This window comes from Amycolatopsis sp. TRM77291 (assembly GCF_054166285.1).
On the sequence record NZ_JBSZHF010000001.1, the window covers coordinates 2,253,030 to 2,266,397 of the forward strand.

The window sequence follows — 13,368 nt, forward strand, 5'->3', positions numbered from 1 at the left end:
CATGAGCACCGCCTCCGCCGACACCGTCACCGGTGTCGGTGACCAGCAGGGAGCCGGGCCGGCCAGGGCGCCGCGCCGGATCTCGTTCAACCCGCGCGAGAGCGGCATCTACGTCGCGTTCGCGCTGATCGTCGTGTTGTTCTCGATCCTCACCGGCGGCGCGCTGCTGGAACCGCAGAACATCTCGAACCTGATCGTGCAGAACTCGTACGTGCTGATCCTCGCGATCGGCATGATCCTGATCATCATCGCCGGGCACATCGACCTGTCGGTGGGTTCCGTGGTGGCGCTGACCGGCGCGATCTCGGCCGTGCTGATGGTGAACATGGGCATGGCGTGGCCGCTGGCGCTGCTGATCACGCTGGCCGTCGGCGCGGTGATCGGGGCGTGGCAAGGGTATTGGGTCGCCTACTTCGGCATCCCCGCGTTCATCGTGACGCTGGCGGGGATGCTGATCTTCCGCGCCCTGACGCTCACCGTGCTCGGCAACCAGGGGATCGGCCCGTTCCCGGACGAGGTGCGGACGCTGGCGAACGGGTTCACCGGCGGCTACCTCGGCAACATCGGGCTCGGCCCGCTCGGCGGCGCCGATGTGGTCAGCCTGCTGGTGGGCGCGCTGGCCATCGCGGGCGCGGTGGTCTCACGGTGGCGCAAGCGGACGGCCCGGCTGAACTACCTGCAGGAGGTGGACCCGCTGCCGATGTTCCTGCTGAAGATCGTCGCGGCGGCCGCCGTCGTGCTGTTCGTGGTGGTGCAGCTGGCGCGGTACAAGAACCTGCCGTGGGTGCTGATCCTGCTGTCGGTGCTGGTGATCGGCTACTCGCTGGTGACGACGCGGGCGGTGTTCGGCCGCCACATCTACGCCATCGGCGGGAACCTCCAGGCCGCGACGTTGTCCGGGGTGAAGGTCAAGTCCGTGACGTTCTGGATCTTCGTCAACATGGGCGTGCTGTCCGCCCTGGCGGGGATCATCGTGGCCGGACGGCTCAACCAGGCCGGGCCGACCGCGGGCAACATGTTCGAACTCGACGCGATCGCCGCGGCGTTCATCGGCGGCGCCGCGGTGCAGGGCGGGGTCGGCAAGGTGGTCGGCGCGATCACCGGCGGCCTGATCATGGGCGTGATCAACAACGGTATGTCCCTCATCGGCGCGCCGACCGAGAGCGTGAACCTGGTCAAGGGTTTCGTGCTGCTCGCCGCCGTCGCCTACGACATCTGGACGAAACGGCGGGCCCGGACCGCCGCCTGACGGTCGCCCCCGCGTCGCGAAAGCCACTTTCGCGACGCGGGATGTCCCGAAAGTGGCTTTCGGGACATCCCGCCCGGTCATCCGTACCGATGCTCACCCCGATCGTGGCCTCACTGGACACGTTGCGAAAGCCACTTTCGCAACGCCGCTACTCACGTCTCACCCCCGGATTCCTCGCAACGTCGCGAAAGGAAGTGCTGTGCGCAGCAGGTCAACCCGGATCAGTGTGCTGTCCCTGACCATCGCCGCCGGTGTCCTCGTGCCCGTCCAGACCGCTTCGGGCCAGACACCGACGACCGACTACAGCCTCGCCGTGGACGCGGCGGGACGCGGTGCCACGATCGACCGTTCGATGTACGGCGTCTTCTTCGAGGACATCAACCGCGCGGCGGACGGCGGGCTGTACGCCGAACTCGTGCAGAACCGGTCCTTCGAGTACGACAAGGCCGACAACGCGTCGTACACGCCGCTGACCTCGTGGGCGCCCACGTCGCTCAACGGCGGGACCGGTACGGCGACGGTGGCCGACGACGACCGGCGGCTCAACGAGCGGAACCGCCGCTATCTCAAGCTCGACCTCGCCGGCGGTGAGTACGGCGTCGCGAACTCCGGCTACAACTCGGGCATCCGGGTCGAGAAGGGCAAGCAGTACGACTTCTCGGTGTTCGCACGGACAGATCGCGCGGCGGGCACCCCGCTCACGGCCGCCGTCACCGATCCGGCGGGCAAGGCGCTCGCCGATCCCTTGCGGGTGCAGGTCCGCGGCGACGGCTGGGTGAAGTACACCGGCGCCTTCCGGGCGCGGGAGTCGAGTGCGCTGGGCAGGCTCGCGCTGACCGCGTCCGGCGGTGGCACGTTGCGGCTGGACATGGTGTCGCTGTTCCCGCGTGACACCTACAAGAACCGGCCCAACGGTATGCGGGCCGACCTCGCGGAGAAGATCGCCGCGCTCAAGCCCGGTTTCGTGCGCTTCCCCGGCGGCTGCCTGGTCAACACCGGCAGCCACCATGGCTACGAGGCGCCGAATTGGGAACGGAAGCGTTCGTACCAGTGGAAGGACACCATCGGCCCGGTCGAGCAGCGGGCCACGAACGCTAATTTCTGGGGCTACAACCAGTCCTACGGCATCGGCTACTACGAATACTTCCAGTTCTCCGAGGACATCGGCGCGATGCCGCTGCCCGTGGTGCCGGCGCTGGTCACCGGCTGCGGGCAGAACAAGGCGACCGACGACCCGGCGCTGCTGCGGCGGCACATCCAGGACACCCTCGACCTGATCGAGTTCGCGAACGGGCCGGTCACCTCGACCTGGGGCAAGAAGCGGGCCGAGATGGGGCATCCGGCGCCGTTCAACCTGACGCATGTCGGCGTCGGCAACGAGGAGAACCTGCCCGACGAGTTCTTCACCCGCTTCACCGAGTTCCGCAAGGCGATCGCGGCGAAGTACCCGGGGATCACGGTGATCAGCAACTCGGGACCGGACGACACCGGCACGACGTTCGACCGGCTGTGGGACCTGAACCGGAACGCGAAGGTCTCGATGGTCGACGAGCATTACTACAACAGCCCGCAGTGGTTCCTGCAGAACAACCAGCGGTACGACACCTACGATCGCAACGGCCCGAAGGTGTTCCTCGGCGAGTACGCGTCGCTGGACAACAAGTTCGGCAACGCGCTGGCCGAAGCCGCGTACATGACCGGGCTGGAGCGGAACGCCGACGTCGTCAAGCTCGCGTCGTACGCGCCGCTGCTGGCGAACACCGACTACGTGCAGTGGAAACCGGACATGATCTGGTTCGACAACCAGCGCTCGTGGGGGTCGGCCAGCTACGAGACGCAGAAGCTGTTCATGACCAACGTGGGTGACCACGTCGTCCCGAGCAAGGCGTCGGCCACGCCCGCCACGGTCGCGCCGATCTCGGGCGCGATCGGACTGTCCACCTGGGCGACGAGCGCGGCCTACGACGACGTCAAGGTCACGTCGGCCGACGGTGCACAGTTGTTCTCGGACGACTTCTCCGGTGACGACTCGCGCTGGTCGAAGGTGGCCGGACGGGGCTCCTGGGCGGTGTCGAACGGGGCCTACGTCCAGTCGGACCAGGCCGCCGAGAACACCCTGGTGACCGCGGGTGATCCCTCGTGGAGCAACTACGACTTCTCGGTGAAGGCGACCAAGACCGGTGGCAGGGAAGGCTTCCTGGTCGCGTTCGGCGTCAAGGACACCGGCAACAACTACTGGTGGAACCTCGGCGGCTGGAACAACACCGTCTCCGCCGTCGAGAAGACCGAGGGTGGCGGCAAGACGACCCTGCTCCAGAACGACACCAAGATCGAGACCGGCAGGCAGTACGACCTGCGGGTCGAGGTCCGCGGCCGTCAGGTGACGCTGTTCCTCGACGGACAGAAGTGGGGCTCGTTCACCGACGACAAGGTCGCCGAACCGTTCCGCCAGGTCGTCACCCGCGACGTCAAGACCGGCGAACTCGTGGTCAAGGTCGTCAACGCCCAGGCCGCCGCCGCCCGAACCCGGGTCGATCTCGGCACCCGCGTCCAGCCGGGTTCCACCGCCCGCGTAACGGCGCTCCAAGGCTCGCCGGACGACGTCAACACCGCTTTCAGCACGCCGATCGCGCCACGCGAATCACGGTTCTCCGGGGTGTCGAACACCTTCACCTACACCTTCCCACCGAACTCCGTGACCTTCCTGCGGTTCCCGGCCCGAGTGAGGGGATGACCATGACCATCGACCGTCGTGACCTGTTCAAAGCCGGAGGCGGGCTCCTGGCCGTCACCGCCGTCAGCAGCCTGGTGCCGGGTACGGCCCAAGCCGCCGAGGCCGCTCCCGCGTCGTTGACCACCCGGAATCCGCTGGTCGAGCAGCGGGCCGACCCGTTCATCACCCGGCCGGTGAACGGGATGTACTACCTGACCGGTTCGGTGCCGGAGTACGACCGCATCGTCGTGCGTGGCGCCGCCACGATCGACGGCCTGGCCACCGCCAGGGAGACGACGATCTGGCGACGTCCGTCGTCGGGGAAGATGGGCGGTCACATCTGGGCGCCGGAACTGCACCGGATCGACGGGCGCTGGTACGTGTACTTCGCCGCGGGTGACTCCGACGACGTGTTCCGCATCCGGACCTACGTGCTGGAGTCCACTTCGGACGATCCGCGGGCGGGCACGTGGGTGCTGCGCGGGCAGATGGTGACCAAATGGGACACCTTCACGCTCGATTCGACGACGTTCGAGCATCGCGGCAAACGGTACTTCGCCTGGGCGCAGAGCGAACCCGGGATCGCGACCAACAGCAACCTGTACCTCGCCGAGATGGCCTCGCCGCTGGCCCTCAAAGGCGATCCCGTCCGGCTCGCGGTGCCGACCCTGCCTTGGGAGATCCAGGGCTTCAAGGTCAACGAGGGGCCGGCGGTGCTCATCCGTAACGGGCGGGTGTTCATGACCTACTCGGCGAGCGCCACCGACGCCCGCTACTGCATGGGGTTGCTCACCGCGGACGAGCGTTCGGACCTGCTCGACCCGCGTTCGTGGACGAAGTCACCGCAGCCGGTGTTCACCACGAACGAGGCCACCCGGCAGTACGGGCCGGGGCACAATTCCTTCACCGTCGCCGAGGACGGGTCCGACGTGCTCGTGTACCACGCCCGCGACTACCGCGACATCACCGGCGATCCGCTGTACGACCCGAACCGGCACACGAGAGTCCAGCGGCTGTACTGGAACGTCGACGGCACGCCGAGCTTCGGTGTCCCCGTGGGCAAAGGCGGCACCTGCGTGCGACTGTCCCCGTTGGACGATCCGGCGTTGTACGTGCGGCACTACGAGTACCGGCTGACCGCCGATGCCAACGTCCGCGAGCTCGCCGACTCGCAGTTCCGGATCGTCGCGGGGTTCCGTGGAGCGGGAACCGTCGCACTGCAGTCGGTGAACTTCCCGGACCGGTACGTCCGGGTCGTGGACCCGGCGACCGTGCGGATCGATCCGTACGAGGAGAGCGACGCGTACGGCCGGGCGGCGAGTTTCACCCAGGTGCCTGGTCTTTCCGACCGGCTGGCGGTGTCGTTCCGCCTCCCGGGGGAACCTGCCACCTATTTGGCCCACGACAAGGGAAGGATCTTGGTCTTCCGCCCCGGTACCGCGGTGCGGGATCGTCAACGGGTCAGCTTCCGGCTCAGCTGAACTCCCTGGGAGGTTGAACGCAGTGCTGCGAACACGCCCCATCGTCCTGGTCCTGGCGATGCTCGCCGGGACCCTCGTCGCGGCCGTCACCCCGGCCGCCGCCGACGTCCAGTCCTATCTCGACGATCCACGCAAAGTCGCCGAAGGCCAGGAGCCACCGCACGCATTCCTTCGTCCCTACGCCGACGTCTCGGCCGCGGCTCGCCGGGACGAACGCAGTCCATACACCCAGTCGCTCGACGGCAAGTGGCGGATCGCGATGGCGGACAACCCGTCGCAGGTCCCGCCTGGATTCCACGAGGACGGCTACGACGCGTCGCGCTGGCGCGAAGTGTCCGTCCCGCACACCTGGCAGACGGACGGTCTGGACCACCCGATCTTCCGCAACATCGCCACCGAGATCCAGCCCGACGACCCGCCGCGCGTCCCGCGTGACGTCAACCCGACCGGCGCCTACGTCCGCGACTTCACCCTGCCCGCGGACTGGACGGAACGCGAGACCTTCCTGCGCTTCGAGGGTGTCACGTCGGCGTACTTCGTCTGGGTCAACGGGAAGTACATCGGCTACGACCAGGGCGGCTACACGCCGGCGGAGTTCGACATCTCCTCCGCGCTGCGCGCTGGCCCGAACCGGATCGCCGTGCAGGTGCACCGCTGGAGCGCGGGCGCTTACCTGGAGGACGTCGACCAGTGGCGATACTCGGGCATCTTCCGCTCGGTGACCCTGCATTCGACGCCAGGGACGTTCATCCAGGACGTCGGGCTGACGACCGACCTCGACGCGACCTACACCGACGCCACCCTCAAGGCCGCGGTCGAGGTCGCCACCAAACCCGGCGGGACCACGGGCAAGCATCGTGTCGGGCTGAGCCTGCGTGACGCCGCGGGCAAGGAGGTCGGGACCGCGAGCGGCGAGGTGGAGGCGGGCGGCAAGACCGCGCTGAACCTGCCCGTCCGCAATCCGGCGAAGTGGACAGATGAGACGCCGAACCTGTACACGGCGGTGCTCACGTTGACCGCGCCCGACGGCCGTCTAACGCACATCACCAGCGAGACGGTGGGGTTCCGTGAGATCGAGATCCGCGACAAACAGTTGCTGGTCAACGGGAAACGGGTGCTCTTCAAGGGCGTCAACCGGGCGGAGACCGACCCCGACCACGGCAGGCACGTGCCCCGGCGCGCGCAGGAACGCGACGTCGAGCTGATGAAGCAGCTCAACGTCAACGCGGTCCGCACTTCGCATTACCCGTCGGACCCGTATTTCTACGAACTGGCCGACCGGCACGGGCTCTGGATCGACGACGAGATCGACATCGAGACCCACAACCACGAGAACTGCGCCCGGTACTGCCAGGCGAACGACCCGGCCTGGCGGGACGCGTTCTTCGACCGCATGATCGGCATGGTCGAGCGGGACAAGAACCACCCGAGCGTCTTCCTGTGGGACACCGGCAACGAGGCAGGCCTCGGCGCGCATCACTTCGCGCTGGCGGAATGGCTGGACGCGAACGAACCGACCCGGCCGATCTACCACCAGTCGAACAGCCCGGACGGGGACGCGCCGTTCGCGGACGTGTGGGGGCCGCGGTATCCGTCTCCGGAGAAGTTCGAGGAGCAGGCGAAGAACACCACCAAACCGCTGATCTTCGGCGAGTACGCCCACGCCATGGGCAACAGCCTCGGCAACTTCCGGGAGTTCTGGGACACGATCAGGGCGAATCCGCAGACCCAGGGCGGGTTCATCTGGGACTGGGCGGAGCAGAACATCCGGCAGCGCATCCGGATCACGCCCGATTCGTCGGGTAACGACATCTCGGCGCATCTCAGCGGGAAGCCGGAGCTGGTCGACGGCCATCGCGGCAAGGCGCTGGCCCTGTCCGGCCTGGACGATTTCGTGGAGGTCTACCGTGACCGGAAGCTCGACATCACCGGTAAGGCGCTGACCCTCGACGCCTGGGTGAAGCCGGGGAAGTGGACCGGCGATTTCCGCATCCTCGGCAAGGGCGACCACCAGTACGCGCTCAAGATGAAGACGCAGGACACGCTGGAGTTCTTCATCCACAGCGGAACGTGGCAGGCGGTGCAGGCGAAGGTGCCCGCCGATTTCTACGGCAACTGGCACCGGGTGAGCGGTACTTACGACGGAACCGCCCTGCGGCTTTATCTCGACGGCAAGGAGATCGCGAGCAAACCGTTCACCGGCGCGATCGACTCGTCTTCGGCCGAGGTCAACATCGGCCGTGACTTCGAGACGTCGTGGAACGACCCGTCGAGTATCGGCTGGATGGGCCGCGGCGCCGTCGACGACGTCCGCATCTACGACAAGCCGCTGTCCGCCGCGGAGCTGTCCGGCTCCACCCCGGCGGGCGGCGCCGTCCTGGCGCTGGACTTCGACAGTGTCGCGGACCGGGGGAGTCACCTGTCCTACGGCTCCAGTCTGTCCGGTGTGGACGGTCTGATCGACTCGGATCGTTCGGCGCAGCCGGAGACCGCGCAGATGGCGTGGGCGCATCAGCCGCTCCGGTTCGCCTACTCGGGTGGTTCGCTGTCGGTGACCAACGAACGGCAGTTCAAGGGCACCGACGAGCTGAACCTGCGGTGGCGGATCCAGGAAGGCTCCCGGATCGTCGCCCGCGGCGAACAGCCGTTGCGAGTCGATGCCGGGACGACCGGGCGGGTCGCCGTACCCGTGCCGCCGAATCCCGCGGACCGGGAGCGGTTCCTCACCGTCGAGGCGGTGACCACCCAGGGCAAGCCGATGCTCGCGCGGGGACACGTCCTGGCACACGACCAGTTCTCCCTCGGCGGGAAGCGGGTTCCGGGCCTGGACCGGTCGCCGCTCGACGGGAAGTCCGTCGACGTCGTCGAGGACGCGGGTTCGGTGACGGCGTCGGCGGCCGGCGTCACATACCGGGTGGACAAGGCCACCGGTGCGCTGGCGTCGATCCGGCACCAGGGCAAGGAGCTGCTGACGGCCGGGCCGAAGCTCGACGCGTGGCGGGCACCCATCAGCAACGAGACCTTCGCCTGGGGCAGGGCCGAGGGCGAGGACTGGCGCAAGGCGGGCCTGGATCGCTTGAAGACCACGGTCACCGGAGTGCGGGTCGAGAAGGACGGCTCGCGCGGCGTGCGGGTGATCGTGGACAGCCGGGTCGCGGCGCCGGACGTCACCGGGGCGTGGTTCGACCAGACGATGACCTACGCCGTCGACCGGTCCGGGACGCTGAGCCTCGGCAACCGAGTGATTCCGCAGGGGAGTGTGCGCACACTCCCGTATCTGCCTCGGATCGGTGTCTCGCTCGCGGTGCCGGACCGATACGACCGGTTCGCCTGGTATGGGCGGAAAGCCGAGAGCTACGTCGACCGGAAGGACGGGACGCCGATCGGCGTGCAGTCGAGCACGGTGGACCAGCAGTACGTCGAGTACCACCGGCCGCAGGACCACGGCAACCACACCGACAGCCGGTGGGCGCTGCTCAGCGACGGCCGGACCGGTGGCCTGCTGGTCGGTGGCGCGAACGACGTCAGCGTGACACCGTTCGACGATCTCGACCGGGCGGGGTATCCGTTCCAGTTGCAGCGCAACAAGGGCTGGTTCACGCTGCACGCGAGCCACGCGGTGACCGGTGTCGGTGACACGCCGAACCCGGTGCGGGAACGCAGCCAGGTCCAACCGGACAGCACGTACGAGTACACGCTGTCGCTTCGGCCGTTGACCCAGCAGGAAGCGCGGGCAGGGCTGCCGGCCGGCGGATGACCTCAGGAGATCGCGAGAGCCACTTTCGAGACGCGTGATGTCTCGAAAGTGGCTTTCGCGGCACCTCACGCCGCTAGCGGAACAATTTGTAATTGAGCACGATATAGCCGGAATTCTCGGCGATTTTGACATCGTTCGCGCTGAGCCACCCGACCGTTCCCTTGGATGTCCGCAGGCAATGTTGGACGCCGGCGGATATCACCGTGGGACCGGGAACGGTCCCCTTTCCCTCGGAAACGATCTTCGGGCACTGTATTTTTGCTTCCTGTTCGGTTCCGTAGTAATAGAACAGGCCCGTGCGATTGGCCGCCAGATAGCTTCCGCTGAAGTGGAGGTCCATGTCGCCGTTGGGTCCTGATGCGGAGACCGGGTTGGCGCGGGGTTGATCGAGGTCGACTCCCATGTCCGCGTCCAGCCTCACCTGCTCGGCGGGGGCTTCGGCGGGTTTGGTCTCCTGTTGCTGCGCGCTGGTGGCATTCGGCGACGTCGACGCCGCACCTCGGCCGTCGGCCCCCTTCGCCGGCTGCGCGCTGGTGTTGATGAGTGCCACGATCACCGCGCCCACCAAGCCCACCGTCGCAGTTATGACAGCCGCCAAAATAGCTCCACGCCGGCTGACGAGCGCCGCGGTCACCGCCGGATCCGGAGATTTGCCGTTTCTCGCCCGGTTGGTTTCCGACCGGTCGCGATCGTGGTTCGTCACATGGTCTCCCCTGTCAAAGATGCCGAAAGATGCTACAACAAGATCAAGGTGGCCTCGGGGTGAGTCTGCTCGACAATTCTCGGACTGAACCTGGGGTGATCCGGTCGTAGGACCTGGCGGCTCACTCGTTTCACCCTCTGGGGCTAAGCTTCGGTGCCGGAACGCGCACGGCCACAGCTGTCCGGGTGATGTCGGGTCGAGGCCGTCCTCTTCGCCGCCGCAGTCGCTAGTCTTGATCTTCGACTGCGAGGGAGACTGAATTCATGGCGGAATGGGCCGATCTGGTCGCGTTCGTACGGCACGAATATCGGGTGGTGAAGGACGAACCGGACGAAATCCGCATCCGGTTGTCCTACGGTGACGACGACTACGAAGAGCGGGCCCAGACCGTGGTCATCGCGCGGGAGGTCTTCGACCGCCGCGAGGACTGGGTGCAGATCGCGACGCCGTTCGCACGCGTCGACCAGGTCGATCTCACGACCGTGCTGACCGAGATCGGCAACACGATCGTCGTCGGGGGACTGGTGGTCATGGGCGAACACCTGGTGCTGCGCCATTCCCTGCCGTTGGTGAACCTCGACATCAACGAGTTCACCGACCCGCTCGAACTCGTCGCGGGCTCGGCGGAGCTGCTGGAGCAGCAGTTCACCGGACGCGACGACTACTGAGCCGCGTGACCTCGTCGAACGAGGTCACCCGCTCGCATTCCTCTTCCGTGAGCCTGTTGATCGCTGCCCGGTACGCCTGCGCTTGAGGCGTACCGGGCAGTTCGCCGTCGAGGAGAAGCGGAAGACCGAGTTCGAAACCGCAGCGCGCCCGCGCGCCGTAGCGGTGCCGGGTGCGGGCGACCGCGGTGGCGACGCGGAGCCCGTGCTCGGTGCCCGGCGGTGTGGCGGGCCGGTCGGTTTCGATGGCCGCGAAACGGAACCCGTCGGCCTGGTCGCATTTCTCGCAGCCGACGGGACCCGAGCCGAGCCCGTTGCCGCAGTCGGTGCAGGTCAACCTGTCGAAGGCGGCGTCGACGACTCGCCATTCGAACACGGAAGTGTCGGTGACGACCGATTCGGCGAGGTCGATCTCGTCGCTGGTCCCGGCTGCCACCCCGTATTCCGCGAGGAACAACCGCCAACGGTCCTCGATACTCGCTTCGACGGCGGCCAAGGCCTCGGCGGGGCGTCCGCCGCGCGGAAGAGTGGTCATGGCGAAGACTCGCTGTTTCGCGTGGATAAGGTGTGTGACATGGGTTCCTCGAGGTGGGGCGGGCTCGCGGCCCTGCTCGCGGGGTTCTTCGTGCTTCTGCTGGACACGACCATTGTCGCGGTGGCGAGCCCGAGCATCCAGGCCGACCTCGGCGGGGACGTCGCCGCGTTGTTCTGGGTGACGGCGGGTTATCTGCTCGCGTTTTCGGTTCCGCTGCTGGTCGCCGGTCGTCTCGGCGATCTCTTCGATCCCAAACGCGTCTACCTGTTCGGCATGGCGGGTTTCGGCGTCGCCTCGGCGCTGTGCGGGATCGCGCCGTCGATCGGATGGCTCATCGCGTTCCGAGTCCTGCAGGGCCTGGCGGCGGCCGCGATGTCACCGCAACCACTCACGTTGATCCGGCGGCTCTTCGCCGAAGACGAGCGGGGTCGCGCGTTCGGCATCTGGGGCTCGGTGGCGGCGGCCGCCACCTTGCTGGGTCCCATTCTGGGTGGGTTACTGACAGCGAGCCTGGATTGGCGCTGGATCTTCTGGATCAACGTGCCGCTCTGCGTCATCGCCGTGGTCGTGGGCATCCGCCTGATTCCGGGAAGCCAAGGAAGTGCGACACGCTTCGATCTGCTCGGAGCCGCGTCGAGTACGGCGGGTTTGAGTCTTCTGGTGTGGGCATTGCTGTCATGGAGCCCGCTTTCGCTGCCTGCGACCGCCCTCGCCGTCGCGCTGCTCGTCTGTTTCTGGTTCCGAGAGCGCAAGCAAGGCGAGGACGCCCTCGCGCCGTTGCGGCTCTATCGCTCGTCCGGGTATCTGTCCGCGAGCCTCGCGATGGCGTCGCTCGGTGCGACGGTTCTCGCGATGGCCCTACCCACGATGCTCTACATCCAAGACAGCCGCGGTTTCGGCCCGATGGAGGCCGCGATGGTCCTCGCGCCGGACGCCGTCGTCGCGATCCTGCTGTCGCCACCGGCCGGCCGCTGGGTCGACCGGGTGGGCGGGCGCCGGCCGGCGATACTCGGCATGAGCCTTCTCGCTACGAGCCTTCTGCTCATCGGGCTGGTAGTGGTCCTGAACCTGAATCCCTGGTGGATCTCGGTGGGTGCCGCGCTGCTGGGCGCTGCCAACGCGATGGCGTGGTCACCGCTGTCCGCGATCGCGATGGCGTCCGTCGGCCCCGCTGTCGCGGGCGGTGCCTCTGGTCTGTTCAACACGGTCAGGCAGGTGGGTGCGGTGGCCGGGGTGGCGGCGACCGGCGCGATCCTGGCGGGCCTCGAATCACGGCCGGCCTTGGCATTCGGTGTCGTGTTCGGGTTCATCGGTCTTGTCGCCGTTGGCGGTGTCGTGGCCGCGCTCCGGCTGCCTGGGCGCTCTCGGGTGATCGAGGTGGCTTGAGGCCACCCCTATGCAATTAGTCGGCTAATTGCGGTGGTTCGCGGGTTTGCTTGGGTCGCTACACGTTTTATGTGCCCTGCGGAGCGGATGGCGTCGCCTCCGGCGGTCTCGCAGTGGGGTTGCGAAAGCCACTTTCGCGACGTTGAGCGTTGCGAAAGTGGCTTTCGCAACGCTTATCGAAGACAGGGCGAGTGGTCGCTGGCTCGACGCGCTTGCCTTGTCTCGCATTTAGTCGACTAATTGCGTGACTCGCTCAGAGTGAACCGCTCTTGGCGACGGATTCACTCTCCAGTGTTGTACGCGCGTTTCGCTTGTTGCTTGAAATTACGAACATCTGTTCGATGGTTTTCGGTATTATGGAGGCGTGTCCGAGACTTTCCTTCCTGAGTTGCCGCAGGAGTTGTGGCGTGCCGGCAAGCTGGAGCTTGCGCATGGTGTGCAGCAGTCGTTGCGGGTGATTCGGATGGCCACCGCGGGTTTGGGGCGGTTCTTGGCGGAGGTCGAGTCTCGGGGCGCCAAGGATTTGTTCGGGTATGGCAGTACGGCGAGCTGGTTCGCGGAGTTGGCGGGGTTGTCGCGTGCTGAGGCGGGGGCGGTGGTGAAGCGGGCGGTGGCTTTGAACCCGACGCGGAACCTGGATGGCACCGAAGCCCCGGCTGAGGCGGGGGCGGTGGTGAAGCGGGCGGTGGCTTTGAACCCGACGCGGAACCTGGATGGCACCGAAGCCCCGGCCGTGGCACCCGCGGTGGTGAAGCGGGCGGTGGCTTTGAACCCGACGCGGAACCTGGATGGCACCGAAGCCCCGGCCGTGGCACCCGAGACGGCCGCGGTCGCCGCGGCTTTGAACCCGACGCGGAACCTGGATGGCACCGAAGCCCC

At 67.1% G+C, this 13,368-nt stretch carries 8 protein-coding genes and 1 pseudogene; 7 read left to right on the forward strand and 2 right to left on the reverse strand.

What is annotated here, in order from left to right; translation table 11 throughout:
* Position 1 precedes the first annotated feature (1 nt).
* From mmsB to ACXIZN_RS10610, 4 genes are all read left to right on the forward strand, one after another.
* A complete protein-coding gene (mmsB, locus tag ACXIZN_RS10595; RefSeq protein ID WP_457953991.1) occupies positions 2–1,249 on the forward strand; it encodes a multiple monosaccharide ABC transporter permease in 1,248 nt (415 codons plus the stop codon).
* A gap of 199 nt (positions 1,250–1,448) precedes the next feature.
* Complete coding sequence (locus ACXIZN_RS10600) at positions 1,449–3,983, forward strand: alpha-L-arabinofuranosidase C-terminal domain-containing protein (RefSeq protein WP_457953993.1); 2,535 nt, start codon at positions 1,449–1,451, stop codon at positions 3,981–3,983.
* Between the two features lie 2 nt (positions 3,984–3,985).
* The gene (locus ACXIZN_RS10605; RefSeq protein ID WP_457953995.1) at positions 3,986–5,443 is read left to right on the forward strand and encodes a family 43 glycosylhydrolase; all 1,458 of its coding nucleotides are present in this window, start codon (positions 3,986–3,988) and stop codon (positions 5,441–5,443) included.
* A gap of 22 nt (positions 5,444–5,465) precedes the next feature.
* Positions 5,466–9,200 (forward strand): glycoside hydrolase family 2 TIM barrel-domain containing protein, encoded by a 3,735-nt coding sequence (locus tag ACXIZN_RS10610; RefSeq protein WP_457953997.1) that lies wholly within the window; start codon positions 5,466–5,468, stop codon positions 9,198–9,200.
* 73 nt (positions 9,201–9,273) lie between these two features.
* Here ACXIZN_RS10610 and ACXIZN_RS10615 read toward each other — a convergent pair whose 3' ends face one another.
* A complete protein-coding gene (locus ACXIZN_RS10615; RefSeq protein WP_457953998.1) occupies positions 9,274–9,903 on the reverse strand; it encodes a hypothetical protein in 630 nt (209 codons plus the stop codon).
* A 263-nt stretch (positions 9,904–10,166) separates the two neighbouring features.
* On the opposite strand from ACXIZN_RS10615, the gene ACXIZN_RS10620 reads away from it, so the two are divergent.
* Positions 10,167–10,571 (forward strand): hypothetical protein, encoded by a 405-nt coding sequence (locus ACXIZN_RS10620; protein ID WP_126735010.1) that lies wholly within the window; start codon positions 10,167–10,169, stop codon positions 10,569–10,571.
* On the opposite strand, the gene ACXIZN_RS10625 is transcribed toward ACXIZN_RS10620, so the two are convergent.
* Positions 10,549–11,103: a hypothetical protein gene (locus ACXIZN_RS10625; protein ID WP_457953999.1), complete on the reverse strand. Its 555-nt coding sequence runs from the start codon at positions 11,101–11,103 to the stop codon at positions 10,549–10,551. The genes ACXIZN_RS10620 and ACXIZN_RS10625 overlap by 23 nt on opposite strands.
* Positions 11,104–11,142: 39 nt before the next feature.
* Between ACXIZN_RS10625 and ACXIZN_RS10630 the strand changes: the two genes are divergently transcribed.
* Both ACXIZN_RS10630 and ACXIZN_RS10635 read left to right on the forward strand, forming a co-directional pair.
* Entirely contained in the window at positions 11,143–12,489 is a 1,347-nt protein-coding gene (locus ACXIZN_RS10630) for an MFS transporter (protein WP_457954000.1), read from the forward strand.
* Between the two features lie 388 nt (positions 12,490–12,877).
* A pseudogene (locus ACXIZN_RS10635) lies at positions 12,878–13,138 on the forward strand (HNH endonuclease); the annotation flags it as partial.
* Between the last annotated feature and the right edge of the window lie 230 nt (positions 13,139–13,368).